This window comes from Geobacillus sp. B4113_201601 (genome assembly GCF_001587475.1).
GTDB lineage: Bacteria > Bacillota > Bacilli > Bacillales > Anoxybacillaceae > Geobacillus > Geobacillus icigianus.
In genome coordinates, this window is sequence record NZ_LQYX01000001.1 from 34060 (window position 1) to 57916 (window position 23857).

General features: G+C 53.0%; 21 protein-coding genes and 3 pseudogenes. 16 read left to right on the plus strand and 8 right to left on the minus strand.

Annotated elements, in window-relative coordinates; translation table 11 throughout:
- The first annotated feature begins 302 nt into the window (after window positions 1-302).
- The 3 genes from B4113_RS00140 (at window position 303) to B4113_RS20205 (ending at window position 3411) form a co-directional block, all read left to right on the plus strand.
- Window positions 303-1079, plus strand: coding sequence for a CAP domain-containing protein (locus tag B4113_RS00140; RefSeq protein ID WP_061912043.1), 777 nt, complete (start codon window positions 303-305; stop codon window positions 1077-1079).
- 197 nt (window positions 1080-1276) lie between these two features.
- Window positions 1277-2530, plus strand: a complete 1254-nt coding sequence (locus B4113_RS00145; RefSeq protein ID WP_061912044.1) for an MFS transporter — start codon at window positions 1277-1279, stop codon at window positions 2528-2530.
- A 146-nt stretch (window positions 2531-2676) separates the two neighbouring features.
- Window positions 2677-3411: a hypothetical protein gene (locus B4113_RS20205; RefSeq protein ID WP_061912045.1), complete on the plus strand. Its 735-nt coding sequence runs from the start codon at window positions 2677-2679 to the stop codon at window positions 3409-3411.
- Here B4113_RS20205 and B4113_RS20210 read toward each other — a convergent pair.
- Window positions 3406-3783 (minus strand): annotated as a pseudogene (locus B4113_RS20210) (SIMPL domain-containing protein); the annotation flags it as partial. The gene B4113_RS20205 and the pseudogene B4113_RS20210 overlap by 6 nt on opposite strands.
- 100 nt (window positions 3784-3883) lie before the next feature.
- On the opposite strand from B4113_RS20210, the gene B4113_RS00155 reads away from it, so the two are divergent.
- Both B4113_RS00155 and B4113_RS00160 read left to right on the plus strand, forming a co-directional pair.
- Window positions 3884-4537 (plus strand): 5-bromo-4-chloroindolyl phosphate hydrolysis family protein, encoded by a 654-nt coding sequence (locus B4113_RS00155; protein ID WP_033844939.1) that lies wholly within the window; start codon window positions 3884-3886, stop codon window positions 4535-4537.
- A 41-nt stretch (window positions 4538-4578) separates the two neighbouring features.
- Window positions 4579-5769: a toxic anion resistance protein gene (locus B4113_RS00160; protein ID WP_033844009.1), complete on the plus strand. Its 1191-nt coding sequence runs from the start codon at window positions 4579-4581 to the stop codon at window positions 5767-5769.
- Window positions 5770-5999: 230 nt separating this feature from the next.
- Here the strand turns inward: B4113_RS00160 and B4113_RS00165 are convergent, their stop codons facing one another.
- Together B4113_RS00165 and B4113_RS20900 are read right to left on the minus strand one after the other, a co-directional pair.
- Window positions 6000-6515, minus strand: coding sequence for a YndM family protein (locus B4113_RS00165; RefSeq protein ID WP_033844008.1), 516 nt, complete (start codon window positions 6513-6515; stop codon window positions 6000-6002).
- 15 nt (window positions 6516-6530) lie between these two features.
- Window positions 6531-6659: a hypothetical protein gene (locus B4113_RS20900; protein WP_255358687.1), complete on the minus strand. Its 129-nt coding sequence runs from the start codon at window positions 6657-6659 to the stop codon at window positions 6531-6533.
- A 150-nt stretch (window positions 6660-6809) separates the two neighbouring features.
- On the opposite strand from B4113_RS20900, the gene B4113_RS19980 reads away from it, so the two are divergent.
- The 5 genes from B4113_RS19980 (at window position 6810) to B4113_RS00190 (ending at window position 10836) form a co-directional block, all read left to right on the plus strand.
- Window positions 6810-7010, plus strand: a complete 201-nt coding sequence (locus B4113_RS19980; RefSeq protein ID WP_033844007.1) for a YozQ family protein — start codon at window positions 6810-6812, stop codon at window positions 7008-7010.
- Window positions 7011-7160: 150 nt separating this feature from the next.
- Window positions 7161-7568 carry a VWA-like domain-containing protein gene (locus B4113_RS00175; protein ID WP_033022695.1) on the plus strand — a complete coding sequence of 136 codons (408 nt, stop codon included), beginning with the start codon at window positions 7161-7163 and terminating at the stop codon, window positions 7566-7568.
- A 174-nt stretch (window positions 7569-7742) separates the two neighbouring features.
- Entirely contained in the window at window positions 7743-9044 is a 1302-nt protein-coding gene (locus B4113_RS00180) for an ammonium transporter (RefSeq protein ID WP_061912046.1), read from the plus strand.
- Window positions 9045-9062: 18 nt separating this feature from the next.
- The gene (locus B4113_RS00185) at window positions 9063-10115 is read left to right on the plus strand and encodes a DUF294 nucleotidyltransferase-like domain-containing protein (RefSeq protein ID WP_033022820.1); all 1053 of its coding nucleotides are present in this window, start codon (window positions 9063-9065) and stop codon (window positions 10113-10115) included.
- On the plus strand, window positions 10108-10836 hold the full coding sequence (locus B4113_RS00190) for a 3'-5' exonuclease (protein ID WP_033022824.1): 729 nt from the start codon (window positions 10108-10110) through the stop codon (window positions 10834-10836). Before B4113_RS00185 ends, B4113_RS00190 begins: the two co-directional genes overlap by 8 nt.
- A gap of 668 nt (window positions 10837-11504) precedes the next feature.
- Here B4113_RS00190 and B4113_RS00195 read toward each other — a convergent pair.
- On the minus strand, window positions 11505-11993 hold the full coding sequence (locus tag B4113_RS00195) for a PCYCGC motif-containing (lipo)protein (protein ID WP_033022826.1): 489 nt from the start codon (window positions 11991-11993) through the stop codon (window positions 11505-11507).
- Window positions 11994-12238: 245 nt separating this feature from the next.
- Complete coding sequence (locus tag B4113_RS00200; protein WP_033022863.1) at window positions 12239-13201, minus strand: ABC transporter substrate-binding protein; 963 nt, start codon at window positions 13199-13201, stop codon at window positions 12239-12241.
- A gap of 381 nt (window positions 13202-13582) precedes the next feature.
- On the opposite strand from B4113_RS00200, the pseudogene B4113_RS00205 reads away from it, so the two are divergent.
- The 5 genes and pseudogenes from B4113_RS00205 to B4113_RS00225 form a co-directional block, all read left to right on the plus strand.
- Window positions 13583-14305 (plus strand): annotated as a pseudogene (locus B4113_RS00205) (FecCD family ABC transporter permease); the annotation flags it as partial.
- A gap of 14 nt (window positions 14306-14319) precedes the next feature.
- Window positions 14320-15132: an ABC transporter ATP-binding protein gene (locus B4113_RS00210; protein WP_033022828.1), complete on the plus strand. Its 813-nt coding sequence runs from the start codon at window positions 14320-14322 to the stop codon at window positions 15130-15132.
- Entirely contained in the window at window positions 15132-15869 is a 738-nt protein-coding gene (locus B4113_RS00215; protein ID WP_033022831.1) for an IucA/IucC family C-terminal-domain containing protein, read from the plus strand. The genes B4113_RS00210 and B4113_RS00215 overlap by 1 nt, the downstream gene beginning before the upstream one ends.
- Window positions 15870-16004: 135 nt before the next feature.
- Window positions 16005-17969: a bifunctional diguanylate cyclase/phosphodiesterase gene (locus B4113_RS00220; protein WP_061912047.1), complete on the plus strand. Its 1965-nt coding sequence runs from the start codon at window positions 16005-16007 to the stop codon at window positions 17967-17969.
- A gap of 21 nt (window positions 17970-17990) precedes the next feature.
- Window positions 17991-18617, plus strand: coding sequence for a histidine phosphatase family protein (locus tag B4113_RS00225; RefSeq protein ID WP_061912048.1), 627 nt, complete (start codon window positions 17991-17993; stop codon window positions 18615-18617).
- Between the two features lie 630 nt (window positions 18618-19247).
- On the opposite strand, the gene B4113_RS00230 is transcribed toward B4113_RS00225, so the two are convergent.
- The 3 genes from B4113_RS00230 to B4113_RS00240 are packed head-to-tail and all read right to left on the minus strand — an operon-like array spanning window position 19248 to window position 21592.
- On the minus strand, window positions 19248-20642 hold the full coding sequence (locus B4113_RS00230) for a nucleoside recognition domain-containing protein (protein ID WP_033022835.1): 1395 nt from the start codon (window positions 20640-20642) through the stop codon (window positions 19248-19250).
- The gene (locus B4113_RS00235; RefSeq protein ID WP_033022836.1) at window positions 20611-21345 is read right to left on the minus strand and encodes a FeoB small GTPase domain-containing protein; all 735 of its coding nucleotides are present in this window, start codon (window positions 21343-21345) and stop codon (window positions 20611-20613) included. Before B4113_RS00235 ends, B4113_RS00230 begins: the two co-directional genes overlap by 32 nt.
- Complete coding sequence (locus B4113_RS00240) at window positions 21338-21592, minus strand: FeoA family protein (protein ID WP_033022837.1); 255 nt, start codon at window positions 21590-21592, stop codon at window positions 21338-21340. Before B4113_RS00240 ends, B4113_RS00235 begins: the two co-directional genes overlap by 8 nt.
- A 236-nt stretch (window positions 21593-21828) precedes the next feature.
- Between B4113_RS00240 and B4113_RS00245 the strand changes: the two are divergent.
- Window positions 21829-23829: pseudogene (locus tag B4113_RS00245) on the plus strand (acetoacetate--CoA ligase).
- Window positions 23830-23857 lie beyond the last annotated feature (28 nt).

Consider the following 23857-nt stretch of genomic DNA (forward strand, 5'->3'; position numbering starts at 1 on the left):
ATAGATGGTTGAGGGGATACAGGAAAAAGAGGGATGACTGTTAGTGAAAGGATGTTACTTCCAACTGTTGCAACCATCAACAATTAGAGTTGATTTGGCAATGAAAACAAGCGTCTTTTTTACCGAAGGCTGCCAATGCGCTAATTTTTCCATTTTGGACCAAAAATATTACAAAAACTCCGTGCTATAATGGGGACGAGGCAAGGGAACAAGAAAATCGTTTCCCTTCGAATCTCGTTGTGTAGTCAGATGGACGCAAGATCTATGAGACTTTTAAATAGAGGATACAAGGAGGAATTCTCATAAAGAAAAAAATGGTAGCAACCATCGCCGCTTCGGTCGCACTCATCGGCGCTTCGTTCGCGGCAACGAAAACGGAAGCAGCTGGGACAACATGTCCGACAGCGAATGCGTATCAAGTAAAATATGTCAGCACAAACGTTCAAGATGTGGAGAAATGGTTGCAACAATACTTCCCGTTCGTGTCGTTCCAACCGGTAAAGCCGGTAACAAAACAACCGGCGGCAAAACAGCCAACGGCGGTGGCAAAACAGCCAACGGCGGTGGCAAAACAGCCAACGACAAAACCACAAGCGCCGGCAACGGTCAAACAGCTGGCGGCTAAACCGCAAGCCAATATGCAAGCGCCGGCGAAAACGCCAGCCACGGCACCAAAGACCGGCACACAAAAAACAACCGGCTTAAACGCCTATGAGCAGCAAGTTGTTGAGCTGACGAACAAAGAACGGGCGAAATACGGCTTGCCGCCGCTTCAAGTTGACTTGGCCCTCAGCAAAGTCGCTCGCGAGAAATCGCGCGATATGGCGGTCAACAACTACTTCTCGCACAACAGCCCGACATACGGCTCCCCGTTTGAGATGATGAAAAAATTCGGCATCTCGTACACAGCCGCTGGGGAAAACATTGCCAAAGGCCAACGCACCCCGCAAGAAGTCGTCAATGCGTGGATGAACAGCGAAGGCCATCGGGCAAACATTTTGAACAAAAACTTTACGCATATCGGCGTTGGTTTTGAAGAAAACGGCTATATTTGGACGCAGCAATTCATCCGCAAGTAAGATATACATGTCAGTCGAAGGTGTCCCAAAAGGATGGGGCACCTTTTTCTTATGGTCAAAAACCGTATGTTGCGTTTCGTTTCAGGAAAACAACGTTTGGGTCATTCTTTTATTTGAAAACTATTTCTACCGTTCCAATAAAAATATGATATAATTTCCAAAGAAGTTTGAGAGACGAAAGATTAGGGGGACAGCGGATGCGAATACGTGAGTGGGATCGCAACTTGAAAGTGCGCCTGTTTGGCGAGGCGCTGATGAATACGACATTTTGGATGTTTTTTCCGTTTATGGCTATTTACTTTGCCGATTCGTTCGGTAAAGAAACGGCGAGCGTGTTGTTGATCGTGTCACAGCTATTTTCTGTTGTGGCGAATTTGTGCGGCGGTTATTGTGCCGATGTGTTCGGGCGCAAGCGGATGATGGTGCTGTCCGCCTACGGGCAAGGGGCAGCGTTTTTGTTCTTTGCTTTGGCTAGCACGCCATGGTGGTCGTCGCCGTTTGTCGGGTTTCTTTGTTTTACGTTTGCCGGCATTTGCGGGGCGTTTTATTGGCCGGCCAGCCAAGCGATGGTGGCGGATGTTGTGCCGGAACAAGGGCGGAGTCATGTGTTTGCCGTGTTTTATACCTCGGTCAACATTTCGGTGGTGATCGGTCCCACCATCGGGGGGCTCTTTTACGCGGACCATCAGTTTGCGTTGCTAATGGCTGCTGCTGGCTCATGTTTCGCGATGGCGACGCTGTTGGCGAAACAGTTGCGCGAAACCGCGCCATTGGCAGCGCCCAGCCAGAAAGCGAGGTCATGGACGCAGTTTTGGCGTGAACAAATCCGGCAGTACGTTGTGATCGTCCGCGACCGGACTTTTTTCTTGTTTATCGCCGCTGGGGTATTGGTGGCGCAAACGTTCATGCAACTTGATTTATTGATTCCTGTGTATACAAAAGAAATAATGAAAGAGGAAACCGTATGGGGCCGTTTTACGGTGGACGGGGCCCAGGCGTTTGGGTTGTTGATTGCGGAAAACGGGTTGCTTGTCGCCCTGGGCACGGTGATCGTGACGCGGTGGATGGGCCGCTACAATGAACGATGGGTCTTTATTGGTTCGTCAATGGTATACGGCGTCACGATGTGGTTGTTTAGCCATGCCACATCGATCATCGAGCTGATGGCGGTGATGGCGCTGTTTACGTTCGCCGAGCTGATGACGGCCGGTTTACAGCAGGCGTTTGTGTCGAAGCTAGCTCCTAGGGATATGCGCGGCCAATATTTTGCCGCGGCGAGCCTTCGTTTTACGATCGGTCGGATGCTGGCGCCGGTGTCGCTGGCGGCGGTGACTTGGATCGGCTATACGTGGACGTTTGCGTATCTCGGTTTGCTTGCTTTGGCCAGCGCGGGGTTGTATGCTTGGATGTTTCGGCAAGCCGCGCGGCGATCCAGTGTCTCGCTGTCTTAATATCCGGGTGGCCGGGACTGGGCAAACGGCTACCCGTTTTTTTATTGATCATTATAATAAAAAACGTATCGGTGTTCATGTAACATAGATTCCCTGTCTCTTACATAAAGTGGAATTAGATAGAGAGAAGGAGAGGGGAAGGCAACATGAAGCCGTATACGTCTGAGCCGGATAGAATTGAGGGGGGAAGCGGGAAAGACGGCGCGGCGGCGTTGGCGCGTTATGCAAGACGCCAGCAAGCGCATGTGTTGTCCCGGGAAAAGAGAAAAAAAACCGTTCGTTTCTTCAGCTGGCTGTTTTTCGCTTTGGCTGTCGCCTGGGGAGCAGGAACGTTGATTTGGAACGGGTACGGCGCGTTAAAAACAGCGGCCAGCCGTGAAATGGCCATTCGCCAGCTAAAAAATGCCATTGACGATCATGATGTAGCTGCCTTGCGGGGGATGCTGCGGGTGACGAATGAAGAGGTGCCGATCAATGAAAAAACGCTGGCGCCGTTATTCGCTTACTTTGATCGGCATTCTGAAGCGTATGATGAATTGGATAAAGAGTTTGACCGCCAGCGCAAGGGGGAGCATGTATACATCAAAGGGCTGACATCCCGTCCCCCTGTGTTTGCGATCCATGCCTTTAGGGATCGGTACGTTTTTGAGCCTGCTTTCTATTTTCTCCATGTCCGCGTCGCTGCCCCTGAGGTAACGCTTGTTGTCAATGGAGTGACAAGGAAGGGGGAAGCAACGAAAGACCCGTTTGTTCAAAAAATCGGCCCGTGTTTGCCGGGGGTGTACGAGATCACGGTTGTTGATCGAAACGGGAAAAAGAAAACGGTTCGCGTCGAGTTGTTCGGCGGAGCCCGCGTTCGCGAAATCGACCTCACGAAATGAATAGGCGAATATCGCTTTAACGGCGGCACAGATGGCCACATCTTGTGTCTGGATGGGCGGCGCTTTGGAAAAAGTAGCAACAGCCGTTTGCGAGTATGGTGCCGGCGGCGAGGCGGGCTCCTCTTTCAGCTCAACGGGTAGATCGTAAAGCGGCAAGCCAAGAGCGCGGGCAATGGCCAGCGCTTTTTCTTTGGCATTGTGGACGTCTCGTGCGAGCGCCTGTTGATAGTACACCGGCTCGTTTGCCAGCCGAAATGCCAAGCCGCGGGCCAGATTTGCCCCGTGAGTGACACCTGTTTCGTAAATGGAGCCGGCTTTTTTTGGGTCGCGGACGGTGATGCGCAGCCAATGTTCAACCTCATAGCCGGACAAGGCCGGGGGGCTTTGCTTGATGAAACTTCCCGGAAAGCTTGTGCGTATCAAAATGTGGACATGCTATAATGGAAGAAAAGATGAAGAAAGGGATGGAACCATGAAGCCATTGTTTCGCACGATATGGCGTTGGTTTGTTTCGTGGAATGTTGGGGCTGTGACGGCTGTTGTTGTTTTTTTCGCCGCTGATTTTCGCTTTTGGCCGTCGTTCGTATCGGGAATGGCGGCGATGTGGGGAGTGTCGGCCGTCATGAAAAGGCGGCATCGCTTAGCGGCCGGTGTGCCGGTTGAGGAGCAGGCTTACGTCCGCAGTCAGCTTCACGAGGCGCGGGCGTTATGGAAGCGGCTGCGCCGCGCTCGGTACCGGCTTCGCTCGGTAGCGATGTGGCAAACTGTCTCGCGGTTAGGGGCGGTCGTTGACCAGCTCATCCGCATCGTCGAACAAAAGCCGCATCAGCTCCGCCTTGTTCAGCCGTTTTTTTTAAACGAATGGCCAACGGCAGTGGAGATGGTCGAAAAATACGTATATTTGTCGCGGCAACCGGTGCAAAGCGCCGACATGACGGAAGCGCTGCGGAAGACAGAACGGTTGCTCAGCGAGCTGACCGAAGCGGCGGAGCGGCAGCTGCTTGATGTGTTGTCAGGCGACGTTTGGTCGCTGCAGACGGAAGCGAAAGTGCTTGAGCAATCGCTCCAGCAGTCGGATCGGCTTCATCTCCGCTATCTGCAAGGAGAACCGCAATTCAAGCGTTAGCAAAACAAGGGAGCTGACCGGCTGTCGCGAACGAAAGGGGAATGACGATGGACGAACGGAATCGTGACAGGATCGATTTATCTCATGAACAGGAACGGACAAGCGTGCTCGATGAACTGCTGGCTCGACCGTTTTCTTCTCCGGCGGCGCCGTTCGCCGAAGAGGCGGAAAAGCCGGCCAGTGTGCTTGAGACGTTAAAGCCGGAACATAGAGAAAAAGCGCTGGCGCTTGCCAAACAGATCGATCCGGCCAATCATCAAGCTATTTTACAGTATGGCGTGGCAGCCCAAGCCGAACTGTCGAAGTTTTCCCATACGATTTTGCATCATGTGCAGACGAAAGATGCCGGCCCGATCGGCGAAGTGATCAGCGAGCTGATGGCGAAAATTAAAGAGGTCAACCCGGATGACCTCATGCCGGCGAAAAAAGGATGGCTGTCGCGCCTGTTTGGCACGGTGGCCAAACCGCTGCAAGGCATGGTCGCCAAATATCAAAAAATCGGCGTCGAGATTGATAAAATCGCCGACCAGCTTGAGAAACATCGGCATGGACTGCTGCGCGATGTGATGATGCTCGAGACGCTTTATGAGAAAAATAAAGACTATTTTGAGGCGCTCAATATTTATATTGCGGCGGCCGAATATAAGCTTGCAGAGCTGCGGACGAAAACGATCCCCGAAAAGCAGGCGGCCGCTGAGCGCTCCGGTGACCAAATGGCATGGCAGGACGTTCAGGACTTGCGGCAGTTCGCTGATCGGCTTGAGAAGCGGGTGCACGACTTGAAGCTCAGCCGGCAAGTGACGATCCAAACGGCGCCGCAAATCCGCATGATTCAACATATGAATGAGACATTGATCGAGCGCATCCAATCGTCGATTTTAAACGCGATCCCGCTTTGGAAAAATCAGATTGTCATCGCCTTGACCCTTTTCCGGCAACAAAAAGCGGCCGAGGCGCAAAAGCGGGTTGCCGAAACCACAAACGAACTGTTGCTGCGCAACTCGGAAATGTTGAAAACAAACAGCATCGAAATCGCCAAGGAAAACGAGCGCGGCCTTCTCGACATCGAGACATTGAAGCGAACGCAAGAAAACTTGATCGCCACGCTCGAAGAAACGTTAAAAATTCAAGCCGAGGGTCGGTTGAAACGGCAGCAGGCCGAACGCGAACTCGCAGCGATGGAAGCGGAACTAAAGCAGACGCTGCTGGCGCTGAAACGGCCGGAACAATAAAAAAGGCGCCGTTGCTCTTTGGCCATTGGCCGAACGGGCAGAGGGCGGCCCGTTGAGTGCGGAAACAAGCGATTAGGGTGAGTATCATCATATGTAAAACGGGTGTCTCGCGAGCGAGAAGACACCCGTTTTTTTGCTGTTGTAGTGTTCCGCTTGGTGGAGAAACGAACAGACCGGTCGCCGTTCGGCCATCGCTGATGAGCATTGGTTATTTGGCGTCTGTTCGCTGCTTACAAAATAGGAGGATGGGGCGGTTCTTGTTCCTGCCGGTCGCCTTCTTGTTTCACCTGTGTGCCTTCTTGATCGCCGGGGCGGGCGGCGCGGACGTCAAACTCTTCCGCCGCTTCCGTTTGCCAACGCGGGCCGCCGGCAAGCGGCGCGTCTTCCTCTCCGTGTTGGCCGACGACAAACCGGAGAACATAGGCGTGCAACAGCAGCTCACCAAACGCGGCAAGCAGCGCGGCGAAAAACGCTGCGTTTACGACCGCCCCGCCACCGGTGTCGTAAAACACGCCAACGCCAATCCAGACGGCAACGAAGACGAAGCCAAAATCGGCGATCGCTGCCGAAACGTTGCCAAGGCGCGGCAAAAGGTACAAGTCGCCGAGCGCATAGGCGGCAAGCGTTAGCCAGAGGCTGAACGACAATATTTCCGCTGATGAGATGCGCAAAAACAGCGGCAAAATAGCGAACATGACCGTCGCGGTAAGCAAATATTTGAGCGTCAACGCAAGCAAATGTCTCATCTTGCCCTGCCGCCTTTATTCCGCTGGGTAGTTCGGGCCCTCTAGTTTTTTATCGCCGTAGCCCGGTTGCTTTTCCAGTTCTTTGTTGGGTTGCTGCTTTTTTTGTTGTTGTTCTAAGCTGTCGTTTCGTTTCGGCTGCTTCATTGGTCATCATCCTCTCTGTGAACGTTTATCATTAGTTTGTCGCGCGGGCCGCCATGTATGCATGTATCATCCATAAACTTCCTTCTTTTCTTTTTCCCTTTGTTCCACATAAATAAAACGAAGGTGATGAACGGAAAGGAGGGAGCAACGATGACAGAAATCAGACGATCGCTCGACCGATCGCTCGACGTCGCCGAGCGCCACGATGACCCATCCGCTGAGCCATCCGCTTCACTTCTTAACGCTGCGTTGGCGGAAACGCATGAACAAGTCAGCGATGTGTACATGGAGGGAACGATCGAGGCGGCGGACCAAGAAAAGGCGGACACTCCTTTCTCCCGGCCTGAGTAAAGCGGCGGAGGTTGACTGCGACGGGCCCATCCCCGGCTTGGTTGAGAAAAGGAAGGAAAACAGGAAAGAAAAACAGTTCGTACGTTTCGCCAAGGCGGTCTATACTAGTAGTGCGCACGGCGATTCACCGATATAAGGGGGATGATCCTCGTGAGATGGCAGCGAGCATTGTTATCGTTGCTTAAGGAGCGGAAGGACCATTCGATTGCCTTGGCGATTGATACATCGAACCGTCCGGCGCGGCCGGTGCTGATTCAAAACATCGTCAACCTGTTTGAAAAACTGCGTCCGGACACATTGCTCGTCCAAGCGGATTTTAAAATTCGCGATGTCTCTCCGGTTGGCGTGGCGACGATTAAATATTTCAAGCACGGGAAATCGTCGTACACCGAAGTGCTGGAATGGGCCGCTAGGCAAAAAATCGATACGTTGTTTTACATTACCGATGTAACCGGCTATTTTTATGAAGAACTTGAAGTCGACTATGAAGTGTTTTGGCTTGTGCCGGACGATTATATGCCGCGCGTGCCGTTTGGCAAGCCGATTCGTGTGGCGTAACATGGTGAGGAATGCCCTTCGTGATGAGGGGCATTCTTTTATTGTTAAAAAAATTAACAAACTTTTTCTATCAGAAACCGGTTTCAAGAAAAAATGATCGTTGTTATCGGTTGAATTATGTTATATATTATTACATATATAAGTTATAAAAAATGACAGAGGGGGATGTGCACGATGGATGAAAAAACGTTGACGCTCGGGCTCGATGCCCTTTGGGTCATGCTCTCGGCGGTGCTCGTGATCGGCATGCAGGCAGGGTTTGCTTTGCTTGAGGCCGGATCCACGCGCATGAAAAACTCCGGGCATGTGGCCGGCAAACAAATTTTAAGTTTTGCCCTCGCATCATTGGCGTTTTGGGCGTTCGGCTTTGCGATTACATTTGGGGCTGGGAATGGCTTCATCGGGACGGAAGGATGGTTTTTAAAAGAAGGAAAAGGAACGTTTGATTCGTTATCGTGGGCGAATGTGCCGCTCGAGCTCAAATTTTTATTCCAACTCGGCTTTGCCGGCGTGTCGCTGGCGATCGCTTGGGGCGGCTTTGCCGAGCGGGCGAAACTGTCTGTTTATTTTCTCTTCGGGACGATGTTTACGATCGCCATTTACCCCGTGATCGGCCATTGGGTGTGGGGCGGCGGCTGGCTTGGAAAAATGGGAATGCAAGATTTTGCCGGTTCAACAGTCGTCCATCTGCAAGGAGCGATTGCGGCGCTTGTGGCGACGGTTTTGCTTGGGCCGCGCATCGGCAAGTTCAATAAAGATGGGACGCCAAACGTGATCCCCGGGCATAACCAAGTATATACGGTCATCGGTGGGTTGATTTTATGGATCGGCTGGTTTGGTTTTAACGCCGGCAGCACGATGGCCGTTGGTGACGGATTTTTCGGCTATGTGGCGCTGACGACGAATTTGGCTGCTGCGGCAGGGGCGGTTGCCGCGATCTTGACGGCGAAAATTTTGGTTGGCAAAGCGGACATTCCGGCGATGGTGAACGGTGTGCTCGCCGCTTTAGTCGCCATTACCGCCGCATGCGCGTTCGTCGAACCGTGGGCGGCGGTGGTGATCGGCGCGGTGGCCGGGGCGTTGACATTCTGGACATCGATCTATTTTGAGCGCAAAGGGATTGATGATCCGATTTACGCGTTTTCTGTCCACGGGATTGCCGGCATCATCGGCACGATTTCCACCGGGTTTTTCGCCTCGCCGCGTTTAGTCGAGATCACGGGCATCGGGAAGGCTGGGCTGTTTTACGGGGGCGGATTTGATCAGCTGATTGTGCAAACGGTCGGTGTGCTCGGTGCGGCAGTGTATGTCGCGGCTGTCTCGTTTGTTATCTTATATGCCATGAAGAAAACGGTCGGGCTGCGTGTTACGGCCGAGCAAGAAATTTCCGGTCTTGATATTAGTGAGCACGGTTCGTATGGCTATCCGGAACAGCTCGATCCGGCGTATCAGCCCAAAACCCTCGCCCAGCAGTAATCGGGAGGGGAAAAGAGGATGGAATTATTGGCGGCAAAGGTGGTCGAGCGGCTAAACCGAGCCGAGTCGGCCGCCGAACTTCGTTTTTGCCACGATGAACTGGCGCGTGAACTGCGGCGCTATGCAGTACGTGAACAAATGGGTCAGCTCCCCAATGACATCGTTTCTGTTCATGAAGCCATCCTTCGCCGCGCGTTCTTCCTTGCCGAGCGGGAGACGATGAAACGGTCGGTCGGCGTTCGTCCCTCAGCGTGGTGCTGGTATGTGATGGGAAGCATCGGCCGGTGTGAGCCGACGATTTGGACGGATCAAGATCACGGCATTTTATTCAACTGTCCTGAGAACGAGGAAGCGGCTTGTTATGAATTCATTCGCCATATGGCGACGATCGGGGTGGATATGCTGCATGAGGCTGGGTATCCGTACTGTTCCGGTTACGTGATGGCGACGAACAAGCGGTGGGCACAGTCAGTCCGCGGTTGGGAGCAACAGCTTGTTTCCTACTTGGACAGCGGGTGGCCGAACGACATTCGTTTTTTGTTGATTGCGATGGATATGCGGCCTCTTTATGGGGAAGCGGAATTGGCTGAGACGGCAAGAAAGGCGCTGTTTGCGGCGGTGGCCGAACGGCCGCTGCTGTTGGCGCGCATGGGCGAGCACGTTCAGTTTCCTCCGGTTCCGCTGGGCTGGTTGGGCAACGTGCAAACGGAGCGATGGGGGCCGTACAGCGGGGCCGTTCATATGAAACAGGGCGGTTACGTGCAGCTCACCAACGCTTTGAAATGGTTGGCGTGTTTTGCGCACGTCCCGGCGGCGGGCACAGCCGAGCGGCGGCGGGCGCTTGAAGCGAATGGCGTGTTGACGGCGCCGTTTTCCGACGCCGTTTGCGAGGCGCTTTCTGTTTACTATTCGATTCGCCTGAAGTACAGCACTGAGGTGGGGGACGGGCGTGAATACGTGTTATGGCGGGCGCTTGAGCGGCCGGAACAAAAGCGGCTGAAACAAGCGATGCGCACCGCTAAACGATTGCAGCGCTTTGTCGCCCGGCGGGTGGCTAACATTCATGCATGAGCGGCACCGGTTTTGGCAGCGGGCGCTCCGCATGTTGTCGCTCGGCGTTCCGCGCGAGGCATCATCCGCCTTATTTGGACAGGACCATTCATGGCAGCAAGAATCGTGGCTTCGCTCGCTGCAAAAGGAAAAACAGCACGTCATCGATTGGCATGACCGTTTGATCGATATCCCGTTTGTCATCATCGATCTGGAAACGACCGGCTTTTCCCCGGAGCAAGGCGATGAAATTTTGGCCATGGCGGCGGCGAAAACGGTCGGAGGGATCGTGACGGATGCGTACATGACGCTCGTCAAGCCGGAAAAGCCCATTCCAGAACCTATATCCGCCTTGACCGGCATTGAGGCGAAGGATGTCATGTTCGCTCCGCCGCTTGCCGAGGCGCTGCGCGCGTTTGTGCCGTTTATTGCCGCCGGTGTACTCCTCGGTTATCACATTGGCCATGACTTGGCGTTTTTACGCCATGGCCTTTGGCGCCATTACCGGCAAAAATGGAGCGGGCGCTTTCTTGACTTGCAGCCGATGATGACGCTGATCGGCCATTCATGCCCGACGTTTGACGATGCATTAGCCTGTTATGGCATCCGCTGCCCGCGCCGTCATACGGCGGACGGCGATGTGGAAGCGATGGCGAAGTTATGGGTCATCTTGCTCGACGAACTGCGTAAACGCGGCATCGAAACATTGCATGATTTGTACGCCGCGCTCAGCCGGTGTTGATGTTGCCCGCGCCGACAGGCCATTGGGGGAGTATCTTTGACAGGGGAACTCGAGTTTTAACACATTGACCGCGAAGTCTCCCCCTCTAAAAGGTCGGTGATTTAGGGCAAAATACCGCTGAGTTTTACCCATTTCTCAATTAGAGAAACCTCGCAGAATCAGCTTTCTTTTTTGAGTGAAAATGCCGCCGATTGGTGTGTAACAGCGGTGTTTCACCAGCTTTCTAAGAGGCTGGTGATTTAATCTTGGATCCAGCTTTGCAATGTCACTTCTCAACTAGAAAAACCTTGGTGTATCGATCCTGCGTTTCACGTGTTCTCCCATTGGAGGAAGGAACTCCGCCGTTTTTCACGATCCTTCTAAGCACAGTGTAGGTGGGAGAGGTTCATCAGCTGATCTTGGAGGTTGGTGCTTGAATTGTGCATATATCCTTACCATTTTATTTCTAAAAACATTGTTTTATCGGTCCTGCTTTCCGCTTATTCTTCCATTGAGGGGATCAGCCGTTTTTCACGAGCCTTCTCGGCCAACAGGCGGAACGAACCGTCAAAAAGCGCTGGGTCTCATTGGACTGTTTCTCTTGCTTCTTAGCGCCATATGGATGAGAGCGCTCAGCGGAACAAAAACGACGGAAAAAAGCGCCCAGTTCGGCGCTTTTTTCATTAGGATTAAAGCGGTTTTGTCGGTGTCGGTTCGGCGTAGCCTTCTTTGTATTTTTCGTCGATCATATGCCGGATGTCGTTGATCGATTTCCCTTGATTGTAAGCAGCGATCGATTCGGCAGCGATGTCGAGACAGACGCCGCATTTAGTTGCATGATCATCCCAGACAATCGATCCGTCTTTTTTATTTTTATAGACAAAGCAGTCATAGTTGTTTTTATGGCCGGCCGATTGTCCGCAGCCGCAATAGCACGGGATGTTTTCAAGCAGTTCGCGGTGTTCCGCAGCCTGTTGGTACAACACAGCCATTTCCTCTTCGAACGCGCCTAAAAAGCTTGGTAAATGCTCGACCGATTTCGTTGTCTCGCGAATATCGCCAGTGGCGGTTTTCGTCATATGCGAATGGCTTTGTTTTTGGCTGCTGTCATCAGCACAGCCTGACAATAGAACGCTAAGCGACAACAGGCATGCTGCGATCCGTGCTGGATGGTTCAATCGTCTTCTCCCTTTCTTTCGTTCATTTCATAGTTTGAATGTATCACAATTTGCGTTAAACGGCAATGGAGTTGCTGTCAGGGGCGCTTGCCTAGCATCGAAATGTTTAAGCAATTCATCCAGATCATCGGTTTTGTGCCCGGATGCTTTGCGGGAACGGAGAGTAGGGAATGCGGAGGAAAAGGGAAGAGGAAGGCTGTGCAGAAGATTCGGTATGCCATCTTTCGCACAGCCTTTACGTAAGATTATTGTTCCTGCAAGAAATATTTCTCGATATCGTCCAGCATCAGATGGGCAGCGAGCACACCGCCAGCTGTGTTCCAAATCGTGTCGCTCACTTTGTACACCTTGCCTTGTTTCGCGACGTTTAAGTTTTGAAAGAGCGGATCGTTAATCCATTCTTTTTCGATTTCGCTTGCTTTGCCGTCGCCTGTTTCATACGTAAAGTAGAACAGGATGTCGCCGTCCATGGCCGGGATGCGTTCTTTCGTCACACCGGTTTCCGCGAAGTCGTTCACGTTTTGCGATTCCGGACGGGCGAAGCCGAGCTGGTCCAAAATGACGCCGGAGAACGAGTCTTTATGGTAGATGCGGACGTCACCAGCCATGAAGCGGACGACCGACACGTTCATTTTCAGCTTGTCGCCGAGTTTCGCTTTTACGTCTTCAATGCGCTTGTCGTAGTCGGCAATGACTTGTTTCCCTTTCTCTTCTTGATTCACCGCTTTCGCATAGAGCATAAAGTTGTCTTTCCAGTTGCCGCGCAGCGTTTCAGAGAATACGGTTGGAGCGATTTGTTTCAACTGTTCATAAATTTTTTCATGGCGCATTTTGTTGCCGATGATCAAGTCCGGCTTTAAAGCGGCGATCGCTTCAACGTTCGGCTCCGATTCCAATCCGAGCTCTTTGACGCCGTCCATTTTGTCTTTAATGTGGTCATACCACGGATCGCCCGTCCACGATTGGACGGCGCCGACCGGTTTCACACCTAGCGCCAGCAGGGCTTCTGTTCCTTCGTTTGTCAATACAACGACCCGTTTGGGCGTACCTTTGATTTCGGTCGTGTCCATGGCGTGTTCGACGGTGTAGCTTGCTTCTTTCGATTGATTGTTGCCCTTCGGTTTGGCCGTTTCTTCCTGTTTCCCACCGCAGCCGGCGAGAAGAAGGAGAGAAAGGAGGAAGGTGAAAAGAAGATGGGTTTGTTTCATATTCACGGTGCAAATCCCCCTTTTCCATTTCACGGAATTGATAATGAGTTTCATTCATGCCACTATCATAAATAATAGTGATAATCATTGTCAGAAAAAATAAAAAAATCATGAGAAAATCATAATAAAAAGAGGGTAAAAAATATTGACGATGAGAGTCATTATCAAATAGACTTAACGGTAGATGTTATACTAAGGGAGATTTCACACCATGTTCGCAACGAATCGTCAAAAAACGCAGGGCCTCATTGGGCTGGCGATCTTGCTTCTTACCGCCATGTGGATGAGCGTGGTGTACGGGTATACCGATACGAACTGGCGGGAGGCGATGGCCGCCTTGATCGACAACAACGGTTCAAACGCCCGTTTAGTGGTGGCGACGGGGCGGCCGCCGCGGTCGTCGGTTTTTTGGCGCTGTTTAGCGATGAAAACAACTCCCTTACCGTCAGCATCCACTGGCTGCCGCTCGCGGCTTTTCTCGGCGCTGCAGCCGCCGCTTGGCTCGTGTATACGCTGGCGTGGAAAAACGGTCTCGCCCCGCTTCGGCTCGTGCTTGTCGGCATTGGCATTTCTGCGCTGATGCAGGCGTTGACAACGCTGCTGATGATCGTCGGGCCGATTTACCGGGCGAGCCAGGCGAACGTGTGGATTACGGGCAGCGTGTATGGTGCTTCTTGGCAGCACGTCTCGTTCATGGCTCCATCGGTCATCGGGTTGCTTCTTATTGCTATGCTCGCCACTCGACACGTCAACGTGCAAGAATTAGGCGACGAGCTGGCGATTGGGCTTGGCGGCGCGGTTGAACGGCAACGGCTCGGGCTGGTGTTGCTGAGCACCGCGCTCACTGGGGGCGCGGTCGCCTTCGCCGGCGGCATCGGCTTTGTTGGGCTGATGGCGCCGCATATGGCGCGTCGCCTTGTCGGTTCAGCGTTTGGTGCGCTGCTTCCGGCGGCGGCGCTGTTCGGCGGTGTGCTCGTCATGGGAGCGGATTTGGCTGGGCGGTTGCTGCTTGCGCCGGCGGAAATTCCGGCCGGGGTGTTTACCGCCGCCCTTGGCGCGCCGTATTTTATTTATTTATTGTACAGAGTCGGAAAGCATCAATGAAGGAGGGGGAAAGCATGCACGTGCTGCAGGCGAAGGAGTTAACGTTATCTTACGGGGACGCGCTCGTGATCGACCGCTTACATTTGACGATTCCGAAGGGGAAAATGACCGTGTTTATTGGGGCGAACGGCTGCGGCAAGTCGACGTTGCTGCGCGCCTTGGCCCGGCTGTTGAAGCCGGCAGGCGGCGCCGTTTTGCTCGATGGAAAGGAGATCGCCAAACAGCCGACCAAGGAAATCGCCCGTCGCTTGGCCATTTTGCCGCAGGCGCCTGTCGCTCCGGAAGGGTTGACCGTGCTGCAGCTCGTCAAGCAAGGGCGGTACCCATACCAAACGTGGTTCAAACAATGGAGTGAGGAAGATGAGCGTGCCGTGGCGCGCGCTTTGGCGGCGACCGGGCTGACAGAGCTCGCCGAGCGGCCGGTTGATTCGCTTTCCGGCGGACAGCGCCAGCGCGCATGGATTGCCATGACACTGGCGCAAGAAACGGACATCATCTTGCTTGATGAACCGACGACGTATCTTGATTTGGCCCATCAAATTGACATTTTAGATTTATTGTTTGAGCTGAATGAAAAGGAACGGCGGACGATCGTGATGGTGCTTCATGACGTAAATTTGGCCTGCCGTTATGCACATCATCTCGTCGCCATTCGCGACAAGGCAGTGTACGCCGAAGGGAAGCCAGAAGACGTCATTTCCCGCCAGCTCATAAACGATGTGTTTCAGTTGGATTGCCAAATTACGTACGATCCGCTCTTTGGCACCCCGCTTTGCATTCCGTACGGAAAAGGGCGGCGCATTTTACAGAAAGAAGGCGTATCATGATGAGACTGTGCGAAGACGAAATGAGAGCGTTAGAAACGTATCGTTTTTCAAGCAAGCAGCCCGATGCTTCGGCGTCGATGCGGTTTTCCCGGCTGCTGGAGGACGCCGAACAGCTCGCTAAGTATGTCGCCCACGTGCGTGATGAGATGGGGGCGGCGAATGACGCTGTGGCGGCGTCGATGCTGGTCAAGCGCCTCAGCTTTTTAGCGCCGATGGCGTTATACGCCATGTCGGCATGGAACAAGCGGCTTTTGCTTGAGCCTGAGCGCATTTGGCTTGATACGGACGGTGAAGGAGAGACGTGGATGCCGCGCTTTCGCCTTGAGCCGGCGGAAGCGGAGATGTGCGGCAGCGAACGAAGCCGCTGGCGCGAGCAAGCCGTTCGCGACGTGTTCGCCGAGCTGTTCGCGCCGCTCATTGCTCAGTTGCGCCGTCTGACGCGCATCTCCCCGCTCGTCTTGTGGGAAAATGTCGCCATTTACGTGTATTGGGTATATGAACGTTGGCTGGAAGATGAATCGCTTGCGTTCGTCGCCGATCGGCTGCGGGCCGATTTTCGTTTTCTCGTTCATGAAGCTGATGGCCGTCTGTTTGGCCAAAAAGACAACCCGCTCCGCCGCTTTTTTAAAGGGGCGAGCGGCATGCAGCGAACGACGTGCTGCTTGTACGTGCATACAACGGGGGGAACGTGTTGCCAAACGTGCCCGCTTCGCGCCCGCCAGCGGCAAATTGGGTGATCGGTCAGCCGCCGGTGGGCGGTTTCTTATTTTGGCGCTGGTTTTTTGCGAAATTTGTTGATTTTTGTCGATGTTTTCGTGAAAATGGAAGTGAGGATAACGGGATATTTCGATCAATGGCGAGGTAACCATTGCATGGACAAGTATACAGCCTTTTTCCATCACTTCAATGAAGCAGTTGCCATCTTGAATGGGCAAGGTACCATGATTTATCGAAACCCTACCTTTGCTGGGTTAGCGCTGAGTGAAGAAACGGAAAAGGCGCTGATGGCTGCGGGGCGGGGGTTAGCCAAGCGGATGAAAGAACAGCTAGCCGCTTTTCAAGTGGAACTGTCCGGCGGCGCCTTCGTTGCCGGGTTGTCGCCGATTATTGATGAGCGCGGCCAAGCGGCCGCTATATTGTGCGTGTTGCGCCGTCAAGCCCAAGCGGAGGAGCTGCGGGCGCGGCTCGCTGAGGCGGAGCGGCGTTTGCAGCTGATCGTCGAACATTCAAACGATTATGTCTTCATTTTTTCACGTGACCGTCAGCTGTCGTACATTCCGCCATCATGGCAGGGAAAAATGAACTGGCAGCCAGCGTCGTATGATGATATGTTGGCGTTTGTCCACCCTGACGACGCGCCGGTGATCACGCAAAAATTGGCGAATTTGTATGATACATATGAGACGCAAACAGCGGAATTTCGCAAGCGGGACGAACATGGCGAATGGATTTGGATGGAAGCTAGCGGGAAAGCGATCATTGATGAGGCCGGAAAGCTCGATTGCGTCATCGTCACGGTAAAAAACATCAGTGAGCGGAAGCAGTATGAAGAAAAGCTGCGCCAACTTGCTTACTTTGATTCGCTCACCGGCATCGCCAACCGCATCTATTTCGAACGGCAGATCGGTGAGCTGATGGCGAGCGGCACGCCATTTGCCCTCTGTTATTTAGATTTTGATAAATTTAAATGGATCAACGATCATTTTTCTCACCAAGCTGGCGACTATTTTTTACGCGAAGCGGTGAAACGCGTCAGCCGGGAGCTGCGCCATGATGACTTTTTCGCCCGCATCGGCGGCGATGAGTTCGTGTTGCTGCTGCCGAATGTAACGAAAACGGAAATGACCGCTTTGGCGGAACGGTTGGTCAGCTCGTTCCATGAGCCGTTTTATTATGAAAAACAGCTCATTCAATCGACGTTATCGATCGGCATCGCCTTTTTCCCAAAAGACAGCGACCGGATCGAGCAGGTGATGAAATACGCCGATCAGGCGTTGTATGAGGTGAAGGAGCGGGGACGGAACGGTTACGCGTTTTATCGCCCGGTCGAGCATCGGCGCATCGTGATCGAGCAGGATTTGCCGTTTGCCATTATGCGTGGGCAGTTTTATTTGTGCTATCAGCCGAAAGTGCGGTTGACCCAAGGGCGAGCGATGGGAATTGAGGCGCTGTTGCGCTGGCGCCATCCGACGCTCGGTGAGATTCCGCCGCTCGATTTTATTCCGTTGGCTGAAGAGAGCGGATTTATTTTTGAAATTACGCTTTGGGTGTTAGAACGGGCGTGCCGCCAAGTGAAAGAATGGGAAAGGAAATTTCCCGGGCTGAAGTTAGCGGTGAATTTGTCGCCGTTTTTGCTCAACCGTCCCGAACTTGTCGAACATGTGAAGCGCATTTTGCGGGAGACGGAGCTGGCGCCCGACCGCTTGATTCTAGAGGTGACTGAAAGCGGGCTGATGGAAAACATTGAGACAGGAAGGCACATTTTAACCGAATTGCAGGAGCTTGGCGTGCAGGCGGCGATCGACGATTTTGGCACCGGCTTTTCCTCGCTCGCGTATATTCGCAATTTGCCGGTGTCGCTGCTCAAAATTGACCGCAGCTTCATTCAAGGAATTGCCGAAAATTCGAAGGACGCTACGATCGTTGATACCATCATCCACTTGGCGAAAAGCTTGGATATTGAAGTGTTGGCCGAAGGGGTGGAGACCGAATCGCAGGTGGTCCTTCTTTCACAAATGGATTGCGATTACGCCCAAGGGTTTTATTTCAGCCGTTCGCTTGAAGCGGAAAAGCTGCAGCAATGGCTTGAGAAATACAACCGTTCCGCCGCTTTTTAGCCATCGAAAGGGAGAGGAAACATGAGGACAACCTTGTATTTGACAAGACATGGGGAAACGAAGTGGAATGTCGAAAAGCGGATGCAAGGAAGGCAAGACTCGCCGCTCACGGAAAAGGGGCGGCAAGACGCCATGCGGCTTGGAAAACGGCTCGAAGCGGTCGAGTTGGCCGCCATTTATACAAGCACGAGCGGTCGGGCGCTTGAGACGGCCGAGCTGGTTCGCGGCGCGCGGCTTATTCCGATTTATCAAGACGAGCAGCTGTGCGAGATTCATCTTGGCGATTGGGAAGGAAAGACGCATGATGAAATCCAGCAAATGGATCCGGTTGCGTTCGACCATTTTTGGAACGCACCGCATCTGTACGCGCCACAGCGCGGGGAGCGGTTTTTCGATGTGCAACAGCGGGCGCTGGAAGCGGTGCGGCGCATCGTCGGGCGGCACGAGGGGGAGACCGTCTTGATCGTCACCCACGGCGTCGTACTGAAAACCCTCATAGCGGCATTTAAAGGCGCGCCGCTTGACCAGCTTTGGGCGCCGCCGTATATGTACGGGACAAGCGTGACGATCGTCGAAGCGAGTGAAGACGGGTTTCGCGTAATCGTAGAGGGAGATGCCTCTCATGTGGAGAATGTAAAAGAAGTATAGACGGAAGTTGATTTCGGCTAATAAACGGAGGCTGACGTACAAGGTCTGTTCTCAAGATAGGGACAACGGGTCGCGTGACATAAGAAGCCGGTGCGTATGCGAAAGAGAGGGGCCCAAGAAGCTGGTGATTAACATCAACCGCTTCTTGGAGGTTCATCACCACAACGTGTACTTGACAGATGGTGCACTTCTCTGAACAGGTGTAAGCAAAACATGATTGGTTTCCTGTTCTTTCGTGGATGCATAAGTAAGATGTGTGCTGGAAAAATCAAGTACAACTGTTGGTGAAGAGCCTTCTCGGAATCGGTTCTCAAGTAGAAAAAAACTTGCTGCATCAGCCTCGATGTTCACGCGTTCCATCATCGATCAGGCAAACAGTGGTTTTTTCACCGACCTTCTAAGAGTCCGGTGATTGATTCGTGGATCCGGCATTGCCATCTCAAAACCTTGTTACATCGGTCCTCCTTTTCACGCGCTCCCTCATTGATGAAGGGAATTAGCGGTTTTTTCACCCACTTTCTAAAAAGTCGCCGGTCTGCAATACAGACACAACATGAAGTTGGTGTGTACATATAAAAAGAGGCTGTCTTGACAGGTTGTTAAACCGACCTGTCGAGACAGCCTCGAGTGTTAAACGAGCCCGAGCCATCTTGCCAACTGCGCGGTCGCAAAGGTGACCATAATGGCAATCGCTGTCGGCAAGGCGAAGGCGACGAACGTCCATTTCACGCTTTTCGTTTCTTTGTAAATGTTGACGAGCGTCGTGCCACACGGGTAGTGAAGCAGGGAAAACAGCATCATATTGAGGGCGGTGAGCCACGTCCAGCCGTGGTCGAGCAAAATTTGTTTCAATGATGATAGTCCGTCGACTTCGGTGAGCGCTCCGGCGGATAAATACCCCATCAATAAAATGGGAAAGACGATTTCATTGGCTGGCAGGCCTAAAATGAACGCCAGCAAAATGTAGCCATCCAATCCCAACACTTTGGCAAATGGGTCAAGTCCGTCGGCCAAATACGCCAGCACGGTCGTATCTCCCACGTGAACGTTGCCGAGCACCCACGTAAGAATGGCGGCTGGCGCTGCCACCGTCACTGCTCGCTTTAGCACGTAGAGCGATTTGTCAAGGGTGGCCCGGATGATCGTTTCCATGATTTTCGGGCGTCGGTATGGCGGCAGCTCTAGCGTGTAATGGGTCGGAATCCCGCGCAAAGCTGTCTTAGACAAAATCCATGAAACCGCCAGCGTGACGATGATGCCAAACAGCACCATGGCGACAACCACTGCGGCAGTGACGAGCGTGTTCCAGCCCCCTGTATAACCAGCTGCCATAAATAGCGAAGAAAGCAAAATCAGCGTCGGCCAACGTCCGTTGCACGGGACGAAGTTGTTGGTCAAAATGGCCAACATCCGCTCGCGCGGCGATTCGATAATGCGCGTCGACATAATGGCGGCGGCGTTGCAGCCGAACCCCATGGCCATCGTCAGCGATTGTTTGCCGTGCGCGCCTGTTTTTTTAAACAATCGATCCATGTTAAAGGCGACGCGCGGCAAATAGCCATAGTTTTCAAGAAGTGCAAACAGCGGAAAGAAAATGGCCATCGGTGGCAGCATCACGCTGACGACCGCGGCGGTGCCGCGGTATAGGCCAAGTACAATAAGCCCGTGCAGCCAGTCGGGGGCATGAATCGCTTGAAAAGCCATGGTCAGATACGTTTCGACCGTCCCGAACAAACGGGCGAGCGAATCGGAAAATACGTTGGCGCCGGCAATGGTCATGTACAGGACAGCGGCGAGCAACGCCAGCATAATCGGAAATCCCCACCGTTTCGATGTGACGATCCGGTCAATTTGTTCCGTTCGATCCCGTTTCACGTTATGTCTATGAGTGACACATTCTCGGCAAAGCGCAGCCGATGTTTGGAAGATGGCGGTGACGATCTGTTCACGCGTGTCAGCTGGCGTCAGCGTTTGGGCTTCTTCTAGCAAACGATCAAATCGATTCGACCGATCCGCAGCAAGCATAAGCACCCTCCTCCTTTGTGTCCCGTTGCGGCGGCTGTTTTAACGCAGCCAAGAGCGATGTATCCCCGTCAAGCAGCCGAAGCGCAATCCAGCGCGCCGGATACGCATCGCCGACCGTTTCGCGAATATTTGGCATAAGCTTGGAAATGGCTTGTTCAATTTCGGGGCTGTACTGGATGGAAAGCGGGTTCGTCTTGATGCGGCCGCGTACCATTGCATCAACAGTGTTCATCAACTTGTCGATTCCTTCTTTATTGCGGGCGGATATCGGTACAACCGGTACGCCGAGTTTGTTTTCCAATTTTTTGCTGTTGATGAGAATGCCTTTCTTTTTCGCTTCGTCCATCAAATTGACAGCGACGATGACGCGGCCGGTGATTTCCAATACTTGCAACGCCAAATTCAAATTGCGCTCCAATGCCGTTGCATCAACGACGACGATGGTAAGATCGGGCCGTTCAAACAATAGAAAGTCGCGCGCCACTTCTTCATCAGCGGAGTTGGAATAAAGCGAGTATGTTCCTGGCAAGTCAACAATTCGGTATGTGGCACCGCGGTGGGCGAATTCTCCTTCTGCACGAATGACAGTTTTTCCCGGCCAGTTTCCAGTATGTTGGCGCAGGCCTGTCAAAACATTGAACAACGTGCTTTTTCCCGTATTTGGATTTCCCATTAAGGCAATTGTATAGTTCGTTCTAGTCATTGTTGATTCTCTCCCCGTAAATATAATTGCTTTCTTCTTTTCTTAATGCAATCGTTGTTCCTCGTACGCGGTAAGCAGTCGGATCGCCGAGCGGACTTTTTTGGCCGACTTCTATTTCCCCACCGGGCACAAAGCCTAAGTCAAGCAATCTTCTTCTCAGCACAGGGTCAGGAATGGCGATGTTCGCAATGCGAAACCGATCTCCCTGCTTCATACGGGAAAGGGGACAATCATTTCGTTCGGCCATAAAAGTTTCCCTCCTATTAATATTTTAGGTAAAGGACATTTTTTTTACCTAGACCAACTTTTGTGTTTATCATATTCCAGTTTGGCTTTTTTGTCAATCCGTTTGTTCCACTCTTTTCCGACAAAATGGGCGGAGAAACGTCTATTCAAAATAGTTTGAAAGAATGGTATCATATAAATAGTCTGAATCCACTATCGACAGAAAGGCGGTGACGGCGTCCATTGACGCGCCATCCAATGAAAGCGATTACGGAAGGAACGATCCTTTGGAAACCGACAGAAGAAAAAATCCAACGGTCAAATATTCGGCGGTATATGGACTGGCTGAAAGAGAAAAAGGGGGTGTCATGTAACTCGTATCGCGAGCTATGGACATGGTCAGTTGAGCATCTTGAAGAATTTTGGGAAACGGTTTGGGAGTATGGCGGTGTGCAAGCGGCGACGCCGTATGAATGCGTGCTGCGCGAGCGGAAGATGCCGGGGGCGGAGTGGTTTCCGGGCGCGACGCTCAACTATGCGAAGCATATGTTCCGGCATGCGCGCGCCGACCGTCCGGCCATCATTTTCCGCTCGGAGCGCGTGCCGTATCGGGAAGTGTCATGGCAGGAGCTGAGCGAAACAACGGCGGCGATCGCCAAAGCATTGCGAGCGATGGGGGTAAAGCGCGGCGATCGCGTGGTGGCGTATATGCCGAATATCCCCGAGACGGTGATGGCGTTTTTGGCGTGCGCGTCGCTCGGCGCCATTTGGTCAAGCTGCTCGCCGGACTTTGGCGCCGGCAGCGTCATCGACCGGTTTGCGCAAATCGAGCCGACGGTCTTGTTTGCCGTCGACGGCTGCCAATACAACGGCAAAGAGTTTGACAAACTGCCGGTCGTATCCGAACTGCGCGCCAAGCTGCCATCATTGAAAAAGACGGTGCTGCTTCCGTATTGGCGCGGGCAGATGGAGGCCCCGGATGAGGGGGTCGTGCTGTGGGGTGATCTCGTGGCGAATAAGGGAGAGCTCGCCTTTGAAGACGTCCCGTTTGACCATCCGCTTTGGATTTTGTACTCTTCGGGAACGACCGGTTTGCCAAAGCCAATCGTCCAAGGACATGGCGGCATTTTGCTTGAACATTTGAAAACGTTGACCATTTCCGAGAACTTGACGAAAGACAGCACATTTTTCTGGTTTACGACGACTGGATGGATGATGTGGAACTTTCTCATCGGCGGCCTGCTGGCCGGATCGACCATTGTGCTCTATGACGGCAGCCCGACGTATCCGGACGGCAACGTTTTATGGGAGCTCGCCGAGAAGGCAGGCATCACCCATTTCGGCACAAGCGCGGCGTTTATTAACGTCTGCATGAAGCTCGGCCTCAAACCGAACGAGCGCTATGACTTATCGAAGCTTGAGGCTGTGCTTTCGACCGGCTCGCCGCTGACGGTCGAAGGGTTCGCCTAGGTGTATGAAAACGTCAAGGATGACATTTGCCTGGCATCATGCAGCGGCGGAACGGATGTGTGCACCGCGTTTGTCGTCGGTTCGCCGATTTTGCCGGTGCGCGCCGGTGTCCTCTCGTGCCGCGCGTTGGGCGCCGATGTGCAGGCGTTTGACGAAAACGGCCAGCCGCTCGTGAATGAAGTCGGTGAACTAGTGATTACAAAACCAATGCCGTCGATGCCGCTCTTTTTCTGGAACGACCCGGACGGCGAGCGGTACCGGAACAGCTATTTTGACACGTATCCAGGCGTCTGGAAGCACGGCGATTGGATTAAGATTGATGAACAAGGCGGCTGCGTCATTTACGGCCGCTCCGACTCAACGATCAACCGCGCCGGCGTTCGCATGGGCACGAGCGAAATTTATCGCGCCGTCGAAGCGGTCGACGGGGTGCTCGAGAGCCTTGTCGTCGATTTAGAAATGATGGGCAAGCAGTCGTTTATGCCGCTGTTTGTCGTCCTGAAGCCAGGCGTGGCGCTCGATGATGAGCTGAAAGACCGCATCCGCCAGTCGATTCGGCAACACGTCTCGCCGCGCTTTGTTCCAGACGAAATTTACGAAGTGAAGCAAATTCCAAAAACGCTAAATGGAAAGAAAATGGAAATCCCAATCCGCAAGCTGCTCTTAGGCTTCCCGCTTGAAAAAGCGGTCAACTCGGGCTCGATGGCCAATCCAGAGGCGCTCGACGTTTTCCTCGAGCTGGCGAAACAATTGGCGGCGAAATGGAACATGAGTGGGCATTTTTCGTAAAGCGCGAGAAAGGTTGTTATTGAGCAGG

Bases quoted from the DNA above. Each gene is read 5' to 3' on its own strand.
- B4113_RS00145 (WP_061912044.1), top strand. From the start codon at position 1,277: ATGCGAATACGTGAGTGGGATCGCAACTTGAAAGTGCGCCTGTTTGGC.
- B4113_RS20205 (WP_061912045.1), top strand. From the start codon at position 2,677: ATGAAGCCGTATACGTCTGAGCCGGATAGAATTGAGGGGGGAAGCGGG.
- B4113_RS00155 (WP_033844939.1), top strand. From the start codon at position 3,884: ATGAAGCCATTGTTTCGCACGATATGGCGTTGGTTTGTTTCGTGGAAT.
- B4113_RS00160 (WP_033844009.1), top strand. From the start codon at position 4,579: ATGACGATGGACGAACGGAATCGTGACAGGATCGATTTATCTCATGAA.
- B4113_RS00165 (WP_033844008.1), bottom strand. From the start codon at position 6,515: ATGAGACATTTGCTTGCGTTGACGCTCAAATATTTGCTTACCGCGACG.
- B4113_RS20900 (WP_255358687.1), bottom strand. From the start codon at position 6,659: ATGAAGCAGCCGAAACGAAACGACAGCTTAGAACAACAACAAAAAAAG.
- B4113_RS19980 (WP_033844007.1), top strand. From the start codon at position 6,810: ATGACAGAAATCAGACGATCGCTCGACCGATCGCTCGACGTCGCCGAG.
- B4113_RS00180 (WP_061912046.1), top strand. From the start codon at position 7,743: ATGGATGAAAAAACGTTGACGCTCGGGCTCGATGCCCTTTGGGTCATG.
- B4113_RS00185 (WP_033022820.1), top strand. From the start codon at position 9,063: ATGGAATTATTGGCGGCAAAGGTGGTCGAGCGGCTAAACCGAGCCGAG.
- B4113_RS00190 (WP_033022824.1), top strand. From the start codon at position 10,108: ATGCATGAGCGGCACCGGTTTTGGCAGCGGGCGCTCCGCATGTTGTCG.
- B4113_RS00200 (WP_033022863.1), bottom strand. From the start codon at position 13,201: ATGAAACAAACCCATCTTCTTTTCACCTTCCTCCTTTCTCTCCTTCTT.
- B4113_RS00210 (WP_033022828.1), top strand. From the start codon at position 14,320: ATGCACGTGCTGCAGGCGAAGGAGTTAACGTTATCTTACGGGGACGCG.
- B4113_RS00215 (WP_033022831.1), top strand. From the start codon at position 15,132: ATGAGACTGTGCGAAGACGAAATGAGAGCGTTAGAAACGTATCGTTTT.
- B4113_RS00220 (WP_061912047.1), top strand. From the start codon at position 16,005: ATGGACAAGTATACAGCCTTTTTCCATCACTTCAATGAAGCAGTTGCC.
- B4113_RS00225 (WP_061912048.1), top strand. From the start codon at position 17,991: ATGAGGACAACCTTGTATTTGACAAGACATGGGGAAACGAAGTGGAAT.
- B4113_RS00230 (WP_033022835.1), bottom strand. From the start codon at position 20,642: ATGCTTGCTGCGGATCGGTCGAATCGATTTGATCGTTTGCTAGAAGAA.
- B4113_RS00235 (WP_033022836.1), bottom strand. From the start codon at position 21,345: ATGACTAGAACGAACTATACAATTGCCTTAATGGGAAATCCAAATACG.
- B4113_RS00240 (WP_033022837.1), bottom strand. From the start codon at position 21,592: ATGGCCGAACGAAATGATTGTCCCCTTTCCCGTATGAAGCAGGGAGAT.